This is a genomic window from Acinetobacter ursingii DSM 16037 = CIP 107286 (genome assembly GCF_000368825.1).
Classification (GTDB): domain Bacteria; phylum Pseudomonadota; class Gammaproteobacteria; order Pseudomonadales; family Moraxellaceae; genus Acinetobacter; species Acinetobacter ursingii.
The window spans coordinates 62,895-86,471 of record NZ_KB849710.1 but is presented as its reverse complement, the minus strand read 5'-3'; the positions used below and the strand labels follow the sequence as shown (position 1 = coordinate 86,471).

23 protein-coding genes are annotated in these 23,577 nt (G+C 40.3%); 11 read left to right on the top strand and 12 right to left on the bottom strand.

Translation table 11 applies throughout. From position 1 onward, the window contains the following. Positions 1–19 precede the first annotated feature (19 nt). Positions 20–175 (bottom strand): hypothetical protein, encoded by a 156-nt coding sequence (locus F944_RS17430; protein WP_154647387.1) that lies wholly within the window; start codon positions 173–175, stop codon positions 20–22. A 37-nt stretch (positions 176–212) separates the two neighbouring features. Then, on the bottom strand, positions 213–2,324 hold the full coding sequence (locus F944_RS00430) for a hypothetical protein (RefSeq protein ID WP_004985261.1): 2,112 nt from the start codon (positions 2,322–2,324) through the stop codon (positions 213–215). Positions 2,325–2,563: 239 nt separating this feature from the next. Between F944_RS00430 and F944_RS00425 the strand changes: the two genes are divergently transcribed. Next, positions 2,564–4,387, top strand: a complete 1,824-nt coding sequence (locus tag F944_RS00425) for an acyl-CoA dehydrogenase C-terminal domain-containing protein (protein WP_004985260.1) — start codon at positions 2,564–2,566, stop codon at positions 4,385–4,387. A 76-nt stretch (positions 4,388–4,463) separates the two neighbouring features. On the opposite strand, the gene F944_RS00420 is transcribed toward F944_RS00425, so the two are convergent. Next, positions 4,464–5,138, bottom strand: a complete 675-nt coding sequence (locus tag F944_RS00420; protein WP_010588688.1) for a hypothetical protein — start codon at positions 5,136–5,138, stop codon at positions 4,464–4,466. Between the two features lie 303 nt (positions 5,139–5,441). Between F944_RS00420 and F944_RS00415 the strand changes: the two genes are divergently transcribed. Continuing rightward, complete coding sequence (locus F944_RS00415) at positions 5,442–5,708, top strand: PspC domain-containing protein (RefSeq protein WP_004985253.1); 267 nt, start codon at positions 5,442–5,444, stop codon at positions 5,706–5,708. A gap of 92 nt (positions 5,709–5,800) precedes the next feature. Here F944_RS00415 and F944_RS00410 read toward each other — a convergent pair whose 3' ends face one another. The 3 genes from F944_RS00410 to F944_RS00400 all read right to left on the bottom strand — a co-directional run bounded on the left by F944_RS00410 (position 5,801) and on the right by F944_RS00400 (position 8,398). Continuing rightward, positions 5,801–6,913 (bottom strand): HPP family protein, encoded by a 1,113-nt coding sequence (locus F944_RS00410; protein ID WP_004985252.1) that lies wholly within the window; start codon positions 6,911–6,913, stop codon positions 5,801–5,803. A gap of 108 nt (positions 6,914–7,021) precedes the next feature. Further along, positions 7,022–7,423, bottom strand: a complete 402-nt coding sequence (locus F944_RS00405; RefSeq protein ID WP_004985251.1) for a lysozyme inhibitor LprI family protein — start codon at positions 7,421–7,423, stop codon at positions 7,022–7,024. 12 nt (positions 7,424–7,435) lie between these two features. Then, the gene (locus F944_RS00400; protein ID WP_004985250.1) at positions 7,436–8,398 is read right to left on the bottom strand and encodes a CE1 family esterase; all 963 of its coding nucleotides are present in this window, start codon (positions 8,396–8,398) and stop codon (positions 7,436–7,438) included. 177 nt (positions 8,399–8,575) lie between these two features. On the opposite strand from F944_RS00400, the gene glyQ reads away from it, so the two are divergent. From glyQ to F944_RS00385, 3 genes are all read left to right on the top strand, one after another. Further along, positions 8,576–9,562, top strand: a complete 987-nt coding sequence (gene glyQ, locus F944_RS00395; RefSeq protein ID WP_004985249.1) for a glycine--tRNA ligase subunit alpha — start codon at positions 8,576–8,578, stop codon at positions 9,560–9,562. After that, a complete protein-coding gene (gene glyS, locus F944_RS00390) occupies positions 9,562–11,631 on the top strand; it encodes a glycine--tRNA ligase subunit beta (protein WP_004985248.1) in 2,070 nt (689 codons plus the stop codon). The genes glyQ and glyS overlap by 1 nt, the downstream gene beginning before the upstream one ends. 69 nt (positions 11,632–11,700) lie before the next feature. After that, complete coding sequence (locus F944_RS00385; protein ID WP_004985246.1) at positions 11,701–12,657, top strand: COG2958 family protein; 957 nt, start codon at positions 11,701–11,703, stop codon at positions 12,655–12,657. A gap of 16 nt (positions 12,658–12,673) precedes the next feature. Here F944_RS00385 and F944_RS00380 read toward each other — a convergent pair whose 3' ends face one another. Beyond that, positions 12,674–13,570 (bottom strand): DMT family transporter, encoded by an 897-nt coding sequence (locus F944_RS00380; RefSeq protein ID WP_004985240.1) that lies wholly within the window; start codon positions 13,568–13,570, stop codon positions 12,674–12,676. Between the two features lie 104 nt (positions 13,571–13,674). Here F944_RS00380 and F944_RS00375 point away from each other — a divergent pair, with 104 nt between their 5' ends. The 3 genes from F944_RS00375 to F944_RS00365 all read left to right on the top strand — a co-directional run bounded on the left by F944_RS00375 (position 13,675) and on the right by F944_RS00365 (position 15,714). Continuing rightward, positions 13,675–14,547, top strand: coding sequence for a LysR family transcriptional regulator (locus F944_RS00375; protein ID WP_010588686.1), 873 nt, complete (start codon positions 13,675–13,677; stop codon positions 14,545–14,547). An 86-nt stretch (positions 14,548–14,633) separates the two neighbouring features. After that, positions 14,634–15,023 carry a hypothetical protein gene (locus F944_RS00370; RefSeq protein WP_004985234.1) on the top strand — a complete coding sequence of 130 codons (390 nt, stop codon included), beginning with the start codon at positions 14,634–14,636 and terminating at the stop codon, positions 15,021–15,023. A gap of 175 nt (positions 15,024–15,198) precedes the next feature. Continuing rightward, entirely contained in the window at positions 15,199–15,714 is a 516-nt protein-coding gene (locus F944_RS00365) for a hypothetical protein (RefSeq protein ID WP_004985233.1), read from the top strand. Between the two features lie 20 nt (positions 15,715–15,734). On the opposite strand, the gene F944_RS00360 is transcribed toward F944_RS00365, so the two are convergent. Further along, positions 15,735–16,697, bottom strand: coding sequence for a 2-hydroxyacid dehydrogenase (locus F944_RS00360; RefSeq protein WP_004985231.1), 963 nt, complete (start codon positions 16,695–16,697; stop codon positions 15,735–15,737). A 318-nt stretch (positions 16,698–17,015) separates the two neighbouring features. Here F944_RS00360 and F944_RS00355 point away from each other — a divergent pair, with 318 nt between their 5' ends. Next, positions 17,016–17,603, top strand: coding sequence for a hypothetical protein (locus F944_RS00355; protein WP_004985229.1), 588 nt, complete (start codon positions 17,016–17,018; stop codon positions 17,601–17,603). 116 nt (positions 17,604–17,719) lie between these two features. Here F944_RS00355 and F944_RS00350 read toward each other — a convergent pair whose 3' ends face one another. The 3 genes from F944_RS00350 to F944_RS00340 all read right to left on the bottom strand — a co-directional run bounded on the left by F944_RS00350 (position 17,720) and on the right by F944_RS00340 (position 21,189). Beyond that, positions 17,720–18,991, bottom strand: a complete 1,272-nt coding sequence (locus F944_RS00350) for a hypothetical protein (protein ID WP_026039899.1) — start codon at positions 18,989–18,991, stop codon at positions 17,720–17,722. A 319-nt stretch (positions 18,992–19,310) separates the two neighbouring features. Continuing rightward, positions 19,311–20,213 (bottom strand): siderophore-interacting protein, encoded by a 903-nt coding sequence (locus F944_RS00345; RefSeq protein ID WP_004985225.1) that lies wholly within the window; start codon positions 20,211–20,213, stop codon positions 19,311–19,313. A gap of 127 nt (positions 20,214–20,340) precedes the next feature. After that, complete coding sequence (locus F944_RS00340) at positions 20,341–21,189, bottom strand: aldo/keto reductase (RefSeq protein ID WP_004985223.1); 849 nt, start codon at positions 21,187–21,189, stop codon at positions 20,341–20,343. A 201-nt stretch (positions 21,190–21,390) separates the two neighbouring features. On the opposite strand from F944_RS00340, the gene F944_RS00335 reads away from it, so the two are divergent. Together F944_RS00335 and F944_RS00330 are read left to right on the top strand one after the other, a co-directional pair. Then, complete coding sequence (locus F944_RS00335; RefSeq protein WP_004985222.1) at positions 21,391–22,161, top strand: class I SAM-dependent methyltransferase; 771 nt, start codon at positions 21,391–21,393, stop codon at positions 22,159–22,161. 30 nt (positions 22,162–22,191) lie between these two features. Then, positions 22,192–22,761, top strand: a complete 570-nt coding sequence (locus F944_RS00330) for a hypothetical protein (RefSeq protein ID WP_004985220.1) — start codon at positions 22,192–22,194, stop codon at positions 22,759–22,761. An 82-nt stretch (positions 22,762–22,843) separates the two neighbouring features. Here the strand turns inward: F944_RS00330 and F944_RS00325 are convergent, their stop codons facing one another. After that, entirely contained in the window at positions 22,844–23,404 is a 561-nt protein-coding gene (locus F944_RS00325) for a hypothetical protein (RefSeq protein WP_004985218.1), read from the bottom strand. Positions 23,405–23,577: the final 173 nt, after the last annotated feature.

Here is a 23,577-nt window from a genome sequence, read left to right as displayed (position 1 = left end):
TATTTCAAAAATATGGTTCTTATTCAGTCAACATCTGACGATAGAGCTGTTCGAATAATTGATAATCAATATATTCCAAATGCTGTTGAGTCAATCCCTGTAAAGATTGTTCAGTCAGTTTATGTTGATGCGCATCTACAAAGACCTGCCCTAAGATTTTAGAGGTCTGAATCAACAGTGGGCGCGTTGATAAATCAACACCCTCCTGTTTTTCAAAAAGGGCCTGATACTGAACTGCAAACAGTTGTTGCGGTTTTTTTATAGCTTTTCTTGAGTTGCTGCCACTGCTGCCGTTCTCCTGACTGCATCATTGTCTGAGTTACAATCTCATCCACCATAGCACCCAGCTCTTGATCAAATTGCTCATCCGCCTCTAAATGATGCTTTTGCTGTAAAGCCTGAATTTGTTTGAGTGCCTGTCCTCGCGGGTTATAAATATCTTCATCGGAAAACCAATACGCATAAACCCGCGCAATATCTTTTAAATCTTGCGCAGAAAAATGTTTCACATATTCAGGCTCATTTGCACTCAAATGAGCAATAAAAATGGCGTTAAATGTTTTTTCATAAGAATGCGTTTGCTCATAAACCTGCGCCGCCAATTGCTGAAGCTGTTCATCCCATGACCATGAAGCATTTGTAGTGGTATCTATTTCATTCTCTAATGACCGGGTTAGACCACCCACGACTTTTTCAAGAAAAGAACCCTTACTCACTTCACTCAGTGATTTTGCCTGTTTAAGCTGTTGACGAGAAATGGGCGTTCCTTTTCCATAATTACTGACCTGCATCTCCATATTAAAATGCATACGTCGATTGGTTTGAGGCAATAAAAGACTCAGGTCATAATCAGCACTGACCAAACGCCCTTGTGCATCTAAGCCCACATTCATCGTCAAAGGTGTGCGCGCTTTGACAGCGGGCAAAGTTTGATCAATTTCAGAATGATGTTTAAGCCAAAGTGCTTTAAATGCTTGATCATCAATGAATTGATTTTGATCATAAGCTGCAAACGTGCTTTCTAATTTCTTTTGTTGAATCTGCTGATCGTTGTTACTGATTTGAGCGGTGCCGAACAGATCGATTCCATAATATTCTTGACAATAATGGATATCACCGTAGAACATCGATTTTTGAGATCTTTGCAAATCGGTACATTGCGCTTCAGTTAAAAGCATCGAATCCTGACTTTGGCTAAGGTCATGATCTTCAGCATCAGGTAATAACACATCAGTATTTGCTTGAATTTCATCCTCCGTTTGATCGGACTGCTCAGCAAGATCGGACTCTGTAACCCCTAATTTTTCAGTCACCATCGCGTACAGTTTTCGACTGGCATCATGCGCCTCAAGCTCAGGAGACTGATTTGCAGAAGTTTCGGAAGCTTTTGTTGCCAATGCCGCTGCTTTGTTATCTGCCCATTGCTCAAATGAGTTTTCTTTAAAGCCTAATACTGACTGAGTTAAATATTGTGCATTGACTTTATTATAAAGATCAGTTTGCAACATCACTTCTTCTAAGGTACTGTTTATACTTATTTTTCTAACAATTCCTGCTGATCTATCCTGATCACTTAACGGCAAGGTCTGGAACTGTTCAGGTTGAGCCAATACATAAGACACCGCACCTGAAGCTTTGAGATATTCCACCAATTTTTTCAAATCAACTTGTTTAAAAATATTTTGATATTTGGAGAAATCGATATAAGCAAGATTGCTCTGATTTTCGCGATTAACCAAATACGGCATAAATGCAAAATAGTTGGTATAAAATTTATAATCTTTAAAATCCAAAATCATTGGCAATTTCGCCTGTACCAATAATGTTGGCTTTTCATAACGTGCGGTTAAATTGAACGATCCCATTCGTTCACGATAATGTACCGACCCATCGTAACTAAACTGCACATCGTTGAGGATATTGATCCCAATATCCATCATTTTATCTAAATTACCCAAAGACCCCTGATTATTTGCACGTAGGCTTTGTTGCGCAATTGCACCATATAACTGTTGTTTTTGTTGTGCAGAGAGGCGAACTCCTTGTTCAAGCAAAGAGCGATCAATCTTTTGTTGTAGCTTTTGATCAAGTTTTTGCTCAGATGCAGCATTCTTTACGGTATTGTTTTGCGGCTTTGGCTGAATGTTGACTTTAAATTGACCAGAATAATCATAACTTGGGGTTTCATAGATTGCATTTAAACCAGAAATGATACGCTCACGATCGGTTTGATTCACCGAATTGGTTTTAATGACATGTTGAGTGCACCCCGAAAGACTTAAACCAAGTACACAATATGTTAAATATTTTAAACGCACTTTCACGCTTTACACCTTTAATATAGTTATAGTTACTAGCCTAATATGATTATTTTTAAATCAGAACCATACACTCGGACTTTATCAGAAAATCATCAAAAAGCCTTTGTCCAAATCTACAAAATTCGCTTTTCTGACATTTTTTTCATAACCGAGTATCAATGTATTTTTAAAGATGAGTAGGAATAATCCCTAGCATCGATACAGATAATCCAGAACTATTTCTAAATTTAGGATTAAAGACTATGCCAGCGTATAAAGCCCCGCTCCGTGACATTCGCTTCTTAATGAATGAAGTATTTGATTATGCTTCTCACTATAAAACGTTATCTAACGGTGAAAATGCCGATGCAGATACAGTAGATATGATTTTAGAAGGCGCAGCCGACTACTGTGAAAATGTACTTTCGCCGCTTAATCAAAGTGGTGATGAAGAAGGTTGTCATTTTGACAATGGTGAAGTGAAAACACCAAAAGGCTTTAAAGAAGCTTACGACCAGTTCGTACAAGGCGGCTGGCAAGGTCTGTCTTATCCAGAAGAATTTGGTGGTCAAGGCTTACCAATGTCATTGAACCTGATCAAATCTGAAATGATGGGAACGGCGAACTGGTCATTTACCATGTATCCAGGTCTGAGCATGGGCTGTATGAATACCATCATGCAATTTGGTACAGATGAACAAAAAGCGACTTACATGCCAAAGCTGGTTGAAGGGACTTGGTCTGGCACCATGTGTTTAACTGAACCACAATGTGGTACAGATTTGGGACAAGTTAAAGCTAAAGCAGAACCACAGGCAGACGGCACATACAAAATCTCTGGCACTAAAATCTTTATTTCTGCGGGTGAGCATGACTTAACAGATAATATCATTCATATCGTATTGGCTCGTCTTCCAGATGCACCTGCGGGTACACGTGGTATTTCATTGTTCATCGTGCCTAAATTCCTCCCTACTGCGGATGGCGGTGTAGGTGAGCGTAACGGTGTTGTTTGTGGATCAATTGAACACAAAATGGGAATTAAAGCTTCTGCAACGGCAGTGCTTAATTTTGACGGTGCAACAGGTTACCTGATTGGTGAAGTGAATAAAGGTCTGCATGCGATGTTTACCTTTATGAATACAGCCCGTATTGGAACAGCGGTTCAGGGTATCGCGCATGCTGAATTGTCTTTCCAAGGTGCGTTACCATATGCCAAAGATCGTATGTCGATGCGTGCCCTTTCTGGTAAAAAAGATCCAGATAAAGTCGCTGATGCAATTATTCATCATGCCGATGTCCGTCGTATGTTGCTGACTCAAAAAGCCATCGCGGAAGGTGGTCGTTCAATGATTTATCATGCAGCACAACTTGCAGATAAAATGACCGACGCATTAATTACAGGTGACCAAGCTAAATTTGAAGACTATGACGACAAACTGGGCTTCTTTACCCCGATTCTAAAAGGTTTCTTGACTGAGCTTGGTTTGGAAGCTGCGAATCATGGTATGCAAGTATACGGTGGTCACGGTTATATTCGCGAATGGGGCATGGAGCAAATTGCTCGTGATGCACGTATCTCAACACTTTATGAAGGTACTACTGGTGTCCAAGCACTCGATTTGATTGGTCGTAAAGTACTGTTATCGTCTAAAGGTAAAGTCGTTCGTGACTATACTGCTGAAATTTTAAAATTCTGTGGCCGTCATGCACGTAACAAATACTTGCGTCGCTTTGCATGGGATCTCACCAAAATCTGTGCGCAATGGAATACTTTAACTGTCCGCATCATGCTCGCTGCACGTAAAGACCGTGACATCGTTTCATCTGCTTCAGTAGATTATTTAATGTTCTCAGGTTATGCCATGATGGCTTATTTCTGGGCACAACAAGCCGTGATTGCATCTGAGAAACTAGAAGCAGGTGACGGTAAAGAAACACCTGAATTCTATAAAGCCAAAATTAAAGTTGCAGATTTCTACTTTGATCGTTTGTTGCCACGTGCACAAGGTCATGCTGAATCAATGGTTACACCATCTCGTGCATTAACATCATTAGCACCAGAGCATTTTAGTTTTGACTACTAAGTCTCGTTAAAACTCCAGTGATCAAAAAGGATGCCTTTGAGGCATCCTTTTTTTTACTTTTACTTTCTATTTCCATCTAATCAGTAAGCTTAGTCAGGATACGGCTTTTCTGAGGTAAAACGAAATTCTCACCCAAATTTCTACGGTTTTCGCCATTATTTGTATTTTTAATTTTATCCAGATCGGTTTTTATACGTTCAGAGTCGATAATTTTAAAATAAAGGTTTCCTCCACCAAAAACACTGACACTAATTTCTTTCTGAGCACTATCGATTGTCCACGCATCTGGCTGAGATATTTTAGTGTTTTGTCTTTCATCGATCACGATCCGCCCTGTACTAATTCTTTGGCGGTAAGCCGTTCCATCCTGCAATAAGCTGATCACATAATCAATCTGTCCTTCAGGCTCTTTGCAAAGCGCAACTGGATCAGAACAAGGAATGTGTACATGATAACGTCCAGTATATTTCAATGCCTCTGGAGACAATGACGTAGACTTTTTCTGATTCGGCGGTGTTTCAACTGGCAATGTTGCCTGACCAGCGACATCCACCAATTTACTGCCCTGATCTTCGTCATCATGAGCGGAATCTTCTGCAACGGATGACGCTGCCATAGGATCGCTTGATGCAATATCAGGCTGAGCATGATGTTGATCACATGCTGATAATCCGAGACTGAATAACAACACCAATAGCAACCGTGTTTGCATCAACGTAAAGCTTACCGAAGCGTTTTTTGAATAAGACATAGATGAGTATCTTTAGCGTTTTCCTCTATTTTCAGGGAAATAACGCCATATCATAAATTTAAGATCATGATTATGTTCTGGATCTCACACTGAGAGATTGATCTTATTTAAAAAATTCAAATTCTGCGTGAAATTGGTGCAAGTTTATCTATTTCAGCTTTTAGTCAGTGATTTTGCTTACATAAAATAACGATTTTTTAGCTTATATACCTTTAAAGCGTTGAGATCTTCCCCATTTTATAAATTACATACCCAAAACATAAATTGGAGATGTATTTATTTTTATCTGAGGAGATATTCTGAATGGCCAATACTGGTTTATATCGTTCTAACCGACAACATTTGATCGCCGGTGTCATGGGCGGTATTGCTGAACGTTTTGGTTGGAATGCAAATTTATTACGGCTTATTTTCGTCATCATTTCGGTCATGAGTGCTGCTTTCCCTGGCATATTGGTGTATCTGATTTTATGGTTGGTTATGCCCAAACAAACTGAACGTCTGCCATATCAGCAAAGCTATCAGCAGCCCATTCGAACAGTACATGAAGAACAACGGATGAGACGTTAAACCCAACATCATTTGACCTTGTTATTCTGGTCGCTACGATTGTGATCCCCCTAAAATGCAATCGTAGCTTTTTTTTGGCTAAAAATGCTCAATCAACCTGATGATGCTTGAATATGCACTAACTGCTGTTGTAATGCGGCAATCATATCGGCACGGCTAATAATTCCAATCAATTTTTGATCCTGAACCACAGGAATATAGTTAAACGATTTTTCCACAAAATAAGGCACCAAATCCTGAATAGGTTGTAACGGCATCACCGTTACCACTTTGCGATTCATAATTTGTTTGACCAGATGCTCCCATGAAGCTCTCGGATCTGCCGCGCGTTTAAACCATTCCACCACATCATATAAAGCCAATGTCCCCACAATATGATTATCCTTGTGAATAACAGGTAAGCTCATGAGATTATTGTATTTAAATTTATCTAGTGCTTTATGAATATCATCATTTTCATCGAGTGTAATAAGGTCTTTACTCATAATATCCTGACATCGATAGACATTGACTTGGCGTTGGTGGGCTAGCTCCTGCGCTTCCAAGATGATTTTTTCCAGATCGTATTGGCTAATATCGAGCAACTCTGTGTGTTCATGCAGTGCACGTTGAATATCTTGTGGCTGAATACTGACCTTTTGTGTCGGTGTCGGGTCTTTAGAACGTGAATTAAGATGTTTTGGATAAGGATAATGTCGGCCAATCAATCGATTAAAACACAAGGCAAATGCCAGCAATAATACTGAATTCAGTAACACTGGGTATATCACAAAGTTAAAACCTAAACGGTGAACAGCCTCTCCGCCTAACACCGCGGTGATTGCAACTGCGCCACTGGGAGGATGCAATGAGTCGCTAGTCATCATCAGAAAAATAGTGAGACCTACTGCCAAGCTAAATGCGCTCGTTAAATCTGGAATCCACGTGGAACACGCGACTCCCACAGTAGCAGCAATAGTATTCCCGATCAGCATATTCCACGGCTGCGCCAAAGGACTTGATGGGACAGCAAATAACAAAACAGAGGATGCCCCCATCGGCGCGATATACCATGGATTTATGCCACCCAAGACATACCAGCTAATGAGTGAAGAAATGGCTAAACCACATAATGCGCCGATGCTACAAAAAAGTCGTTCTTTAAAAGGAAGAATCTTGAAATTTGGTTTTAAGGCTGAAAGCCAATCTTGCTGTATATCTCTCACCGCTCACCTAGGTTTTGATCTTGCCTGAGTTACAAAAGTATAAGCGGATTTTTCTTAAAAATGTATTTGTATTATATCTTAAGAGAATCAGAAAATTTGCTCATCATTTTAATTGATGTATTCCTGTAGTTGTTCTACCCGATGTTGATATTCAAGCATTGGACAAAATCCATACATTGGAGAACCTATATAATCCCCTGCATTTTGACATTCCTGATCGACATATTGTTTCCAAAGCTGCTGTGACTTCATAATCTTGTTATATCGCTCAGGACTTCCAGTTGTTTTGATCTGATCTAGCAATTGTACAATCTGCTTTTCATAAAGACCTCTGGCGTATCCACTACAGACGTCTACCACTGCGTTATTAATACTCGGAAAATGCTGCTTCTGTATCGTTTCTTCCACGCATTGGCTATATAAATCTGACTCAACAGGATTCTGCGCATTTGCAGTTTCTACCAAGAAAATTAGGCTCAGTAAAAATAAGCTATTTTTGAGCTTGGTCATCTCTCCCTCCTTTTAACGTGCATGCTGTTTGAAAAAATTCCAAACCACTTGCGTCGCATCAAATCCTTCATCTGCCTGATCAGCAGTTGGCCAGACATGTTGCCCCTGATCAATATCATAAAGTACGACATCAGCTTTGCAGTTTAGATTTTTTTCAATCCTAAAATGTGCTGTTTGCTCTATAAAGCCTTTTGTTTGACATTGATTGACCGTCTTCCAGTAATTCATCGCATAAGCAACCGATTGAAACGGTTGTTGCTGTGCTTTAGCAACAAATCGAGTTGGGCTTATTCCTCCCTGAAAAGGCACCACCGAATCTTTTTCACCATGAATCATTAAAATAGGCACTGCATCTTTTGCTATTGCTTCATCTCCAAATAATGCACCTGACACGATCGCGACAGCAGCCAGTTGTCGCCCCATGTGGATGGCTAATTGATGCGTCAACATTCCTCCATTTGAAAAACCCACTACATAAATTCGATGCGGATCAAGCAGTGCATGCTGCGATGCATCTTTTAGAACCACCTGAATAAATTTAATATCATTTACCTGCTTCTGCACGGCTTGACCACAACAACCGTATGCATTCCATGTTCCCATTTTGCTATTTGCACCTATGCCTTGTGGCGTAATTAAAATAAAGTTTTGTTGTTGTGCAATGGCTTGCCAGCGTTTCAGCATTTGATTGGCATTGCCTCCTCCGCCATGTAATGCAATCACCACTGGGCGAGCAGATTGCCTTGCAGAAGATGGGATATATAATTGATAGCTGCGCTGCATAGCATCAACTTGAAGATATTGTGATGATAGCGAATTGTTCTCAGTTGTTCTTTGTTCAAATTTTTGCTTTATTTTTTGTGCAAGTGGCCGCTCTGCCAACCATGCCGCTTGAGCTGAAAGGGTATGCATGATCAGGGCAAAGACACCGAATATCGCGCACCATCGTTTAGATATTTTTCTGAAGTCGGCCATGTCGATTAACCTTTGTGTTTATTTTTAGCTCTAATCTACGCCTAAATTCAGCAGAAAAGATGAAGTTTAATCTCCGCTATTTTTTATTCGCAAGAACTCGACAGAACCTTTGCCACTCCCCTTTAAAATCCTTATACTTGAACGCAATTTTTCTTTGATTTTATTAGTGGATGCACCATGAGTCGCGCCATATCGCATATTGATACCTTTCAGGGCTTAATTCTTGCCCTACAAAACTATTGGGCCGAACAAGGCTGCGTCGTTCTACAACCCTACGACATGGAAATGGGTGCAGGTACATTCCATACCGCGACCTTCTTACGTGCACTTGGCCCTGAAACATGGAATGCCGCTTATGTGCAACCTTCGCGTCGTCCGAAAGATGGACGCTATGGTGAGAACCCAAACCGCTTACAACATTATTATCAATTTCAAGTGGTACTTAAGCCAAACCCAGACAATATCCAACAGCTTTACCTAGACTCCCTCAAGGCGATTGGGATTGACACTCTGACTCACGATATTCGTTTTGTCGAAGATAACTGGGAATCTCCAACACTCGGCGCATGGGGCTTAGGTTGGGAAGTCTGGCTCAATGGTATGGAAGTCACTCAGTTTACTTACTTCCAGCAAGTCGGCGGTGTTGAGTGTTACCCAGTCACAGGTGAAATTACCTATGGTTTAGAACGTCTGGCGATGTACCTACAAGGGGTTGATTCGGTTTATGACTTGGTCTGGACTAAAGGTCAATTTGGAACCGTGACCTATGGCGATGTGTTCCACCAAAATGAAGTGGAACAATCGACCTATAACTTTGAATATGCCCCTGTCGAGAAATTATTTGAATTATTTGATTTTTATGAATCAGAAGCAGTTCGTTTAATTGAGGCAAAACTGTCTTTACCTGCCTATGAACAAGTGGTTAAAGCATCGCATACCTTCAACTTATTGGATGCGCGTGGCGCAATTTCAGTCACCGAGCGTCAACGTTATATTTTGCGTGTAAGAACTTTAGCTCGCGCCATTGCGCAAAGTTATGTTCAGGCGCGTGCCGAACTTGGCTTTCCAATGGCAGAGCCACATTTACGTGATGAAGTTTTAGCCCAACTCAAAGCACAAGCAGAAAGTGATGCAGCCAAAGCGCAAAAAGCGGAGAACAAATAATGAGTCAACATACGGTCTTATTTGAACTTGGCTGTGAAGAGCTGCCACCAAAAAGTTTAAAAACATTACGTGATGCGCTACAAGCAGAAACCATCAAAGGTTTAACCGATGCGGGCTTAAACTTTGCAACAGTGGAAGCCTATGCTGCACCACGTCGCTTGGCTTTAAAAATTGTGGATGTTGATGGCGCTCAGGCGGATACACAAAAACGCTTTGATGGCCCTGCGCTTCAGGCTGCTTATGATAGCGAAGGCAAACCGACCAAAGCCCTTGAAGGCTTTATGCGTGGTCAAGGGATTGAGGCGGATCAAGTATCGACCTTTCAGGCTGGTAAAGTTGAGAAAGTCTGCTACTACAAAGACATCAAAGGCCAAAGCCTTGATGAATTATTACCAAATATTCTACAAACGGCGTTAGACAATTTACCGATTGCTAAACGCATGCGTTCTGCTGCAAGTCGTACCGAATTTGTCCGTCCAGTAAAATGGGTCGTATTACTTAAAGATGATCAAGTCATTCCAGCCACGATTCAGGATCATTCAGCCAGTAATGTTACCTATGGTCATCGTTTCCATGCGCCTGAAGCGATCACTTTGGATCATGTCAATGATTATTTGACTGCACTTGAAAGTGCCTATGTGGTGGCTGATTTTTCAAAACGTCAAACCACCATTCAGCAGCAAGTGAAACAATTGGCAGATGAAGTCAATGCCACTGCCATTGTGCCTGACGACTTACTCGATGAAGTCACTGCATTGGTGGAATGGCCAGTTGCACTACGTGCAAGTTTTGAAGAACGCTTTCTTGCTGTACCACAAGAAGCCTTAATTACCACCATGCAGGATAATCAGAAATATTTCTGTCTGGTCAATAGTGAAGGCAAGCTGCAACCCTACTTCATTACCATTTCCAATATTGAATCGAAAGATCCAACTCAAATTATTGAAGGAAATGAGAAAGTTGTACGTCCACGTTTGAGCGATGCAGAATTCTTTTTCTTGCAAGATCAAAAACAACCGCTTGCCAGCCGTAAAGACAAATTGGCCAATATGGTGTTTCAGGCAGAACTTGGGACACTCTGGGATAAATCTTTACGTATTGCCAAATTGGCAAGCCAGATCGCGATATTAACTCATGGTGATCGTGCTGCCGCAGAGCAAGCAGGTCTTTTGGCAAAATGCGATTTGACCTCTGAACTGGTCGGTGAATTCCCTGAATTACAAGGTACTGCGGGAACCTATTATGCACGTTTGGAAGGTTTACCAAGCGAAGTTGCAGATGCGATTGCAGAGCAGTATTTACCACGTTTTTCAGGTGATGTTTTACCACAAACTCAAACGGGTACGGCGCTTGCACTGGCAGATCGTTTAGATACCTTGGTCGGTATTTTTGGCATTGGTCAAGCCCCGACAGGTTCTAAAGATCCGTTCAGCTTACGCCGTGCTGCGATTGGTGTATTGCGTCTATTGATTGAAAAAGAGTTAGATTTGCCATTGGTAGAACTGACCAAAATTGCTTCTGAAAACTATCATGGCAAGTTACGTGAGCCTGTCAAAGCGCAACATGAAGCGCTGAACTTTATTGAGGCGCGTTACCGTGCCATGTATGAAGATCAGGGCGTTGCCATTGATGTGATTCAATCGGTTCAGGCGTTATCTCCAAAATCTCCACTGGATTTTGATCATCGCGTTAAAGCTGTGAATCATTTTAAAAATTTGCCAGAAGCACAGGCATTGGCTGCTGCCAATAAACGTGTGGCCAACATTTTGGCTAAAGAAGGTCAGATTGTCGGTGATGTGGATACCTCGCTGTTAGTTGAAGATGCTGAATACGCGTTATTTAATGCACTGCAAACGGTGACTCCAATAGTACAACCTTTGCTTGAAGCACATAACTATACCGATGCCTTGTCTCAATTGGCGTCGTTACGTGAGCCGATTGATGCATTCTTTGACAACGTGATGGTGATGGCAGAAGATCCAAAACTCAAAGCCAATCGCTTACGTTTACTGGCGCAGTTACGTGGTTTATTTACCGCGATTGCGGATGTGAGTATGTTGCAAGGTTAAGTTTTTATCATCCTTGTTTTTTAATATAAACCTCGCTATAAATTAGCGGGGTTTATTTCGAGATAAAAAATGAATAAATTAACTCAACGAGAAAGAATTTTTGAATTTTTAAAACAAAATCCGCTAAAGCAATTTAAACCACGTGAAGTTGCATTAGGTATAGTTGAAAAATTTCCAGAATATTATAAAGAAAAGCGTAAAAACCCAAGATTTAAAACAGAAAGTGATTTTATCAATCAAATTGTTGCAGAAATAGCAAAACAGAAAGATGATATTTTAAGAACATCGCCAAATATACAGCTACAAAATAAGCCGCGTCTTTTCTGGTATGATCCCAACACTCAAAATGACGTTACTACAATAAACTCGGACTCTTTTGAATCAGAGATTGATATTATTGAAGATTTAGAAACTACATATATTAATACAAAGAAAGTTCAACTTCTATCGGAATATGAACTTTATCCTTTATTAATTGAATTTTTAAAATCTGAACTTGGTTTATATTGTTTAAGAATTGATGAAAAACGATCTGCAAATACGCGTGGTCTCAATGGTAATCAGTGGTTACATCCTGATATCGTTGCGATGCAACCTTTAGATAAGGGATGGCATGAATTTATAAAAACATGTGTAAAGCATAGTTCAGGACAAAATGTTCGGCTGTGGTCATTTGAAGTCAAAAAAGAGCTTAATAGCTCGAATATACGCAGCAGTTTTTTTCAAGCCGTAAGTAATTCAAGTTGGGCCCATGAAGGTTACTTAGTAGCTACCGCTATTTCCAAAGCAGACGTAGAAGAGGAACTAAGGATGCTCTCTGCTTTACATGGTATAGGTGTAATTTTGCTTAATACTGATAATCCAACAGAAAGTGAAATTTTACTTCCTTCACGACGTAGACATGATGCAGATTGGCAAACAATAAATCGTATTTTGAAAGAAAATACTGACTTTAAACAATTTATTGATTTAGTCGCCAACTACTTTCAATCAGGGCGCATCTATCAAGAGAATTGGAATAAATAGACTACTATTTACTTTCTTAAAGCTTTTCTTTATTCCAATTCATCCACCCAATACTACCCACAATCATTAATCCTCCAATCAATACATAAATCGACGGCCGTTCACCCAAAAACAAGATAGCAATCGTCATCGCCACCAAAGGCGTACAATACAGAAGATTTGAAGCCTGCATTAACGGTATTTGCTTAAGTACATAGCCCCAAAGTACATATGCCAAAGCACTCGGAAAAAGTCCCAATAACAACACCGCAATATTTGCCTGCCAGTTTGCCTGTTGGATTTGCACAAGCACATCAGGGCTATAAAACAATAAAGGCAAGCTGCCGAACCAGACGACATAACACATCATACTGATCGAGTCATAAGGCAGATCAAATTTTTTATACAGTACAAAATAAATCGCCCAACACATTGCTGCGAGTAAAATCAATAAGCTATGCGCATTTGGTGAAATCAGCCCACGATCGCCACTGACCACCAAAATGGCACCAGCCAATCCCATCACAATACAGATGCTCTGTTTCAGCGAAATTTTATCTTTAAATACCAACGCTGAAATAATGAGGGTAAACAATGGAATCGACTGACTTAAAATACTTGAAGCAGTGGCAGTGACATATTGCTGTCCAGTATTGATCAAAACATGATGCAAGGTTACCGAAAACAGCCCAAGAATGAGTAATATAGGAAGATCACGTATTTTGGGAATCATCATTCCTTTTCGTAGGGCAATCATCGCTAAAACAGCTGATGCAATCACAAAGCGTAATAGCGCAATATGTTCAGGCGAATACGATAGTAAAGCGCTATGCACACCTACAGGCGAATAGCCCCAACAGATCACCACCAAAGCAATAGAGAAATAAAGTTTGAACTGCTGATGATTGAGCAATGAGATGTAAAAGTGATGCATTAAAGCTTACCAGACTTGGTCTTAGTTGCATCATAAAGCGATAGATGGTTGAGTAAAATTAACTTATATTGAGCTTATCATTCATTTTTATTCAACCATAAACGATGGATATACAACAACTCAGAATGTTTCAAAGCATCGTGGAATGTGGCAGCATGGCTCAAGCTGCGACTAAACTGCATTGTGTTCCCTCCAATATCACCACTCGTATTAAACAGCTTGAGCAAGAACTCAAAGCCCCTCTTTTTTTACGTGAAGGAAAAACCCTTAAACTCACTGCTTCTGGTGAGATTTTTCTGGAATATTGTCAAAAAATTTTAGCTCTATGCGATGAAGCCAAACGTAGTATTCATCCTGATGCAGCGCCCTCTGGGCCATTAAGAATTGGTGCAATTGAATCTTCAGCCACGACTCGTCTGCCGCGTTTATTGGCTCAGTATCATCAACTGTATCCCGATGTTTCCGTTCAAATTACGACAGGAACGTGGAAACAACTTTTACAGGATGTCGCTCAACATAAACTGGATGGTGCCATTGTCGCGGGACAGATAAATTTTCCATTACTCCATCAACTTGAAATTTATCAAGAAAATATGGTACTGATTGCGCCAACATCCATGGGCGAAATTCGTTGTCTGGAAGATTTGATCGATAAGGAAATTTTTATGTGGACTGAAGGTTGTCCTTATCGTGCAGCACTGGAAGCATGGCTTAAATTAAAACACTTGTCCTTACCCATAACAGGTATCGCAAGTTACGCTACCATTATTGGCTGCGTCAGTGCGGGTTCTGGTGTTTCTTTAGTTCCTAAAAGTTTGTATGAACAATATCAAGGTCTCAGCAGTATTCGCGGTTTTGATTTTGCGCATTTGTCCTCAATTCAAAATCAATTTTTCTGGCATCAAAATGTTCAACATCATAAAGCCAGAGATGCATTTATTGCGCTATTAAAAACAGAATTTTCAAATAAAAAATAGCTTAATTTTTTTATTCACTACTCTCGCTGAATGAACAAATATGGTTATACTGATAGCCAATAACAACACATGTAAGCACTTGAATGATGAAACTTAAAACTCTTTTTTTAGCAACTGCTACTTGTTTAACCCTTACAGCCTGTTCAACGACTCCTCCTGTTCCAGAAACCACTGTAGGTGTGATTGAAGAAGTCAGCAATATTAAAGCCTTTCCTGATACCCAAAATAATAAGGCAAAATTGATCAAGCTGGGTGATCATTGCAACATTGAATTTACAGGTATTATGGATGCAGGTCGTGCGCGTGAGAACTGGGTATTTAAAGGCAATACCTTAATCTCTGCGGGAACGGTGATCGTGGCTAAAGATGGCACCAGTTCAGCCAAATCTTTTGACCTGTATGACAAACAAGTTCAAGCAAACTTCCTTTCGCTCCGTGACAATTTCAAAAAAGAAAACGTCGCAGCTTGTGAATAAGACTTACTGTTCTGCCCTTAATCCAAATTAGGGGCAAACTATTTCATTATATTTATCTCCTTCAATGTATATCGCTTGTAGCAAGCTGTATCAGTTTGATCTTTTTTATTCTTAAATTCAGTTCATGCGCTAAGATAACCCACATTCTAGAATCAAGAAAAAGGATGGCTAAAAAATGCTTAAGCATGCCCTTTATGCTGCAACGCTCAGTTTGCTTACTTTTTTACCTATTGCAGCAAATGCAAATGAAAGCGTGACATCTACATCAGATCAACCCAAAACTATGCCTTATGGGGATAACCCCAATATCTTTCGGGTACTGACCTATAAAACTGGGCAAAGCATTAGTCGTTTAGGAAATTCGATTCAGCGCGGCGCAGATAAGTCTTCCGCTAAAATCAGTGAGAAGTGGCAGGAAAGCAAAGCTTATGGCTCTGAACAGTCACAAGTGGCACAGCAAAAGGCCAATGAGGCAAAGACCTACACTGAACAAAAGTGGCAGCAGACCAAAGATGCTGTGGTCGGTACCAACGGCGGCACTGTTCCGATTGAACAAGGCAGCTTAAGTCAGTCCTCAGCAGAACCAGCGACTGCTAGAGCGGCAGTTGCTACTCCTGCAAGTTCAGTCAGTCCATCTACGACCAATCCAGTAACATCGGCTGCGCCATTGCCCGAAAGTGCGAATCCTTAAATCTTTGGGAGAGCTAGGTCTCAGACATTCACCTGACGGATGATTTGACCTGAGATAAATCCTTTTGCATTTTCAGCCAATTGCTCTACCATACGTTGTCTGGATTGCACACTGCCCCATGCCGCGTGTGGGGTAATGATTAAATTTGGAAGATTTGCATCCAGTAGCACATTACCCTCTCTAGGTGGCTCAACAGTCAGCACATCGGTGGCTGCACCCGCGATCTTTCCTTGCTTTAAGGCATCAACCAAATCGGCTTCATGCACAATGCCACCCCGCGCACAATTGATTAAAAAGGCTGAATTTTTCATCAGCTCGAATGCATTAGCATTAATCAAATTTTGAGTCTCGGGTGTTAATGGACAATGTAAGCTTAAAAAATCCACTTGTGGTAACAATTCATTCAGTTCTAAACCATTTTCATGTTTTGGTCGGTTGGGTAAATTGGCAATTAAAATCTGCATGCCAAAGGCTTGAGCCAAACGAGCAACTTCCTGTCCCAATTCGCCATAACCCATAATGCCTAAGGTCTTTCCAGAAAGTTCAAGTATTGGATAATCCAAAAAGCAGAATTGCGAAGATTGCTGCCAACGCCCTTGTGTAACCGCACGATCATAACGAATCAGTGAAGTAGCCAATGCCAACATCAGCGTCAGAGTATGCTGTGCAACGGATGCCGTGCCATAGCCTTGACAATTACACACCACGATTCCTTGTGCTTTGGCCGCTTTCAGGTCGACATTATTGGCCCCTGTGGCAGAAATGAGGATCAATTTTAACTTTGGAAGCTGTTGAATTGTCTCGGCATCTATAACAACTTTATTGCTAATGGCGACCTCAACATGGCTCAGGCGCTCGATCACCTGTTCAGGCGCAGTACTTTCATATAACTGAAGCTCATTAAAACAAGCCCGTAAAGAGCTAAAATCCAGATCATTCATGTCCAGAGAACCATAATCCAAAAATGCAGCAGCTAAACTCATCATGTACTCTTGTGTAAATTGGCTATTTAAAATAAAAAACTTATCACGAAAATTCTATCTTGTTCGCATCAGATACAAAACTTATGATCAAGCTGAAATGGCAAGGGATGCAGCGTATTTTTCCTCAGCTTGAAAATTTTAACTTTGAGTCAAATTCATTGATTTTTCTGTCTCCATAATTTCTCCTCAACTTTATTCACGCAGTTAACTGCTTGTAATTTTTTTGAACTAAGTCACACAAATCAAAAATTGTTACTTATGATAGCAACGTCGATCACTCAATCATCAGGCTGAGTGGATTCACAAAAGGAAAGAAAAATGAAAATGATGAAAACCGCGATTTTAACTGCAAATATTTTAGCTTCGGCAAGCATCTTTGCTGGCAATGCTTCTGTCAATGTTGGTGCAAATGCTCAAGTCGAATCAGATGGCATGCTTAGTCGCATTGGCCACGGGGTAACACAGGGCGTCAGCAATACCGCACATGCGGTTCATTCAACAGCAGTTAAAGCAACTGATGCCACAATTGATGCGGGAAGCCATGTGGCGCATAAAACTCATGATGTTGCAGTGAGTGCTAAAGATAAAACCGTCAATGCCGCAGAGAAAGTAGGTGATAAAAGCCAACAAGCTTGGCAGGATACCAAACGTGGAACCAAGAAAGCCGTAAATAAAACGGAAAAATTCACTGCTGAGGAAAAAGCCAAAGCTGAATCTCGTTGGAATGCAAGCAAGAACACTGCAAATAGTGGCATAAGCGCAAATACAAATGCAGGGGTAAAAGTAGGTTCAGTCAACGCTAATGCGGGTGTTGCCACCAATGCGTCTACCCACAATTTAGGCGTTCAGGGTCAAGCTGGGATTGAAAGACAGCCAACGGCGCCACAAAATTCTGCGACAAACTAAATCGGTAAGCGCAAGATTATTGTAGGATGGAATAACACAAAACATGAAAAGGGGATGACCTAGGTGAATACTAGTCATCCCCTTTTCCTATCGGGACATTGGCTTTAAATATGTTCTTAAATCGTTTTAAACTTTTCTGTATCCTGAATAGAATTTTCAGTGAAAGTACATATTCCATGTTCATCGCTATTAAGACTTAACTGCTTATAACTCAACACAAAATAATCATCATATTTTTTAATGAGGATCGGACTCATATCGGTTGTCAATGCATCTTCGTCCTTAAACAATTTCATGACTCGTCGATCATTCATCGCCACAATATAACGTTCGGCATTGATTACAATTTTAACAATCCCACTACTTTTGGCATGAATACCAATCAGGTATTTATTATTGAGTTGCACAGCATCTGCCAAATAGCTTTCGAGCTTATGGCTGATCAGATTAAATACTAAATGATGTCCAAAATTATCCTGTAATTGATCATTGGCTTCTTGCTGTGACATCGGCAAATTAACCTTGATGCCTAGTTTTTGTAAATCCTGTTCTGTGACCTGACGTCGACTTAACATGACACGGGTAATCAGTTGTTTTAAGTTGGCATCAAAATATTGATCATCCAGATGAAGCTCATTATTTCTCAAAATTCGCCCCAGTGCGGCACTGTGTCGCGACATCAAATTTGCAATGACGGTACGATAATAAAACTTGCTATTTTTCTTTACAGTGCGCATTTGCTGGTAAAAATAGCCTTGATCGTATGAGTGACGAATAAAATCATTGAGCAAACTAGAACTTGCCAACACTGCAAGTGCTTCATGTCCAGTAAAGGGAAGTTTTAAGGTCAGTAAATTTGGAATCACTTTTTTGATTTTTAAATAATGTTCACGATCTTCTTTATAGTAAGGATCATAGACTACGATATATTCAGCCTGAGCTAAGAGATCGGTCGCTTGAATTTGCATATCGCGATTTAAATTGACATCAAAAAACTCTGCGTAACGGCGATCTTCAACTTGTTGAGGATCAATACTAAATTGGGGAACAAAAGCAATCACGCGATTCATTTTCAGCAATTTAGAATATTTAATCGCAGCATAGCCTCCCATCGAACCACCATATCCCACAATATGTTCAAATTGGTTCAGTATGGGCTGTACACTTTCCATCATCTGTTGCATGGACGCTTGCGGAAACCATGATTTGAGCTTGGGCATAATACCCAAGACGTTGTAATCATATTTAATTAAGGATTTTTCAGCATTAATGGTCAAACCTTTGGCACGACTAATTAAATCTCCAAATGAAATCACCAGTTCGCTAGATGTTCCTTTTAGAAAAATAACCCGTATATGTTCGTCTTCAAAAATAATTTGCTTGTCCATTAGGCTACCAAAAATAATGACTGGCTCAGTTCCAAACGCCATGCTCTACAGAACAACGCGGAACTTGTTATTTTATAAAGACTGAGATAAGAAAACAGGGCAAAAGCTACCACAATGTTGCAATCTTGTTGAAACTTCCTATATACATATACGTCCAAAAGTTATCATCAAAATTTAAAAAGTTATCCACAACTCATTCAGATTGCATATTATTTCAGCAATTTTATTTTGCATTCAAGGCAATTAGTCATCATACCTTAAGCCTAAAATGTCTAAAAATGATCATCAATACTGTTGAAATATTAAGCCTCAACCGAATTCAATCAAACACTTTGCCTTTACGCCAATAGCCCATAAAATTCAGGCAGTTTTTATCAATGCCGCAATTCTGAATTAAAAAACGGCGTATCGCCAAAACAGCCGCAGACTCAGCCGCAACCCATGCATAAAAAGTTTGCTGTGCTTGCTGTTCATTTTTAGTCAGCCACAATATTTGCTCATCGACATTAATATCTTCTAATTCAACTTGTTGCTGCTGTGTTGGTTTAAATAATTGCTGAACCGTTTCAATCAAATGATGTCCAGCCGACTGTCCCTGAACACGATGAAACCATTGTACTTTTATATTCGGATGTGGCGTGAATGCGATCCGATCTAATTCAGACGGCATTTCAATACACACATTGACCTGTGCCTGTGTATTTTGCTGAATAAGTTGATCGATAATTCCAGACACCGCAGGAAGTGCAGTTTCATCTGCCATGAGTAAAATCTGGCTCGCATGTTGTGGAGGCTGCCATTCAAAACCTGCATGTTCTCCCTGCCAAGCGATATTTGGAGCCGCCATTTGTAAATGATCCCCTAGTTTCGCCTGTTCCGCCCACGAAGATGCAGGCCCAGTCGCGCCATGCATGGCAAAATCGATATCCACTTGTTTCTGTTTTTGTCGTAAATGTCGAATGGTATAAGTACGCATAGGTGGGCGAACCTGTTCAGGCAACTGTCGATAGTGCTGATACCATTCAGTATGGTTTTCAATCCATTGTGTTTGTTCAGGATTGTCTATAATGGGGAAAAATAACTTTACCCGCTGATCAGGTGCATAACTGAGCACCTGATCCAGTTGATCTCCTTGAAAGGTAAATCGGGTCATGGTTGGAGATAATTTTTGAATTTGAGCCAATTGCATATTCACAATCAAATAAGGCTGTGCCTGATTCATGATCACACCCTCATATAGGAAAAGTCATTTCAATATAACATCAAAAGATAATGATTATCAATTTCATTATCGCACTTGTATTCACATTTCCATCAAGAAGATATGATCTGAATCCGATCACCAACCTTTAAAATTCCTCATATACAGCAGGGTTTTGATTGGCTAAACGACCATCTGCGCGGGTCAATTGGTTGATCTGCTGCATCTGCTCATCACTCAGGCTAAAGTTAAAAATTTCCTGATTCGCCAATTGGTTTTTATCGCTACTGGCCTTAGGGATCGAAATTACACCCAGTTGATGCTGCCATCTTAAAATCACTTGCTGCATCGAATAATTCAGCTCTTGAGCAATCTGCTGCAATACGTCATTTTTAATGACCTCACTGCCCCGCCCTAAAGGATTCCACGCCATCGTCAAAATCTGTTTGGATTGATCATATTGATGCTGCGCTGACTGATTAAAATAGGGATGTAGCTCGACCTGATTGATCACAGGCAATACGCCTGTTTCACGCTGCAATGTATCAATATGCTCAGGCAAAAAATTACTGACGCCAATGGATTTGATCAGACCCTGCTTTTGTGCCTCAATCAGCGCTTGCCATGCCTCAACGTATAATCCCTGTTTGGGATTTGGCCAGTGAATCAGATAGAGATCCAGATAATCCAGTTGCATACGATATAAAGATTCTTCAATGGTTTCCATTGCCTGCTTATATGGATGACGACGGCCTGGTAACTTAGAGCTTATAAAAACGTCTTTGCGCTCTAATCCAGATTGCCGAAATGCTTCACCCACAGCGCCTTCATTTTCGTAGTTAAACGCCGAATCCAATAGACGATAACCATTGTTCAAGGCACGTAACATGACATCAACCCCTGCTTTACCTTTTAAGGTATAGGTACCAAAGCCAAGTGCAGGAATCTGATGTCCATCATGAAGTTTTAAAGAAGGAATTTTAATCTGCTGAGTCATTTTTTCACTCTTTTAGGTATGCATTGTATTAAAGTTTTAACATGTAAAACCGTACAGCTCTGCTATATCCACATGTAAAAATGTTATAAAACTCATCGAATTGTATGAAAAATGCTATTTTCTAAACGCGTCGTATAGATGCGGGGTTCATAATAGCAAGAGGTTATCTACATTAAAAAAGACGATTTTGGGTCAACGCTTATGAAACCGATTCATCATGCTGCACAGCAAGGATTTAGTCAGGCTGCCGAACTCTACCAACAGGTTCGACCTGATTATCCAAATGAAATTGTGAACTGGCTAAAACAGGAGTTGCAATTAAATCAAAGCTCGTGTGTCGTAGATTTAGGGGCTGGTACAGGTAAATTCATCCCTTATCTTGAGCAAGTGACCTCAGATATTATTGCGGTTGAACCCGTGCAAGCTATGCGTGAACAGTTGAGCCTTGCACACCCTAAAATTAGAACCCTAGATGCCTATAGCACGGAAATTCCATTGCCTCCTCAAAGCGTCGATGCGGTGCTATGTGCGCAGTCATTTCATTGGTTTGCCAATATCGAAACACTCAATGAAATCTATCAACTTCTCAAAATTGATGGGCATTTGGGGTTAATCTGGAATCAACGTGATATTGAAGTCAACTGGGTCAAAGCACTGGCAGATATATTGCAACTGTTAGAACAAGATACCCCTCGTTATCACAGTGGCGACTGGAAAAAAGTATTCGAGCATCAATTTTTATTTCGACTCGAAAGTGTCAAAGTTTATTCTCAAGTTCAAAAAGGAACAGTGGAACAAGTGGTGAGTAAACGCTTGCTGTCCACCAGTTTTATTGCTGCGATGACTGAAAAACAACAGCTCGAACTGAAACAACAATTTGAACAAGTCGTATATGAATTCACGGGTAAACAACCACAGGATGAGATTGAATTCCCTTATATCACCTACGCTTACCACTTTAAAAAAATCTAATGCTGATCCAAACTCAATAAGGAAAACATCATGAGCATCCAAAATAATAAGCCCTTGCAGATATTGGCTTTGGTTTTAGGCAGTACATTGTTACTCAGTGCATGTAATAAAAATGATCAAAGCAAAACAGTACCATCAACTGAACAACAGCCCCATGAGCATCAGGCAAATGTAGATCAGTTAAAAACACCACCGATCAAAGAGTTTCCTGCGACAGAACAAGATACTCATGACATTGCGTTGTTAGATGAGTTTGATGAAAAATTCACTGCAATGACGGATGATATGGACAATGAACTGGCAAAAATGCAACAGGATGGAAACTTAACCCCTGAATTTGAACGTAACCGTAAACTTGATCATATTCAGTCGGCACTGACCATGCTAAAAGATTTAGATTTAAAAACAGCACAAGGACGGTATATTCAGGGATTGTTATATCAATACTGGGAAAATCAGGGCAAGTTAATTAATGAGCAAACCAGCTCTGCAAATGCTCAGAACCAGAAAAAAGCCGCAATCAATGTACAAGACCTGAGTGATTATTTACATGCTCAGGAACAATTAAAACATTGGAAAGACCAACAAAAGCCAGCATAAAAACCACCTAGAAACGAAAGCAGCGACATTATTCAAAACAACTGTGTCGCTGCAAATCATTTTTTAAGGCGTGAGCAGGAGATTAAATTTTTTGACGCTCAATCCATTGAATCGAATGCACTCGAAATACTTCACAGGCTCCATCACCCACACCGCCGGGAGCAAGTGATGAAGTCCAGACTAGATTATTGTCTTTTACTTCAACCAATTCACCTTTCAATCGAACCAAATCACCACGTTTGACTTGGGTAATCTGTTTAGCAATATCTGGGTTAGCAGGAATAATATGCATATTCGACACCAGTTTCATGGCCTGATCTGGCGGCACAGGAAGTGTTTGCATACTCCAGTTCAAGTAACGATCATACTGATTAATTTTAATTTGTGAGGCAATTTCAGGATGTGCAAATAAGCCATAACTGACAGCAAAATCGATCGGAGAGAATTTTGCCTGTTCATCATTACGATATTGTTTAGAACCCAAAATACGAAAATCACCATTAAAAGGTTTTAACACCGACACCGATTGTCCTTTAACCGCAGGAGCCAAACCTCGCGCAATGTTGTAGTCACTGGAAGTCGAGGCAGTCACCTGCCCAATACTCAATGCCACAATCAATCCGATACCTATCTGCTTGAGCATATCAACTCCTCCACTAAAACATCACAATATTCATTTTGATCTTTTTATCATAGGCTTAAATTTAATAAAAAATTGCAAAATTGGGTAACAATAAAGACAGATTTAGTCTCTTTTTGTGGCGCGAAGACACGCTTGAACTCTCATCTTCATATGCAAATAGACCAGAATAAATA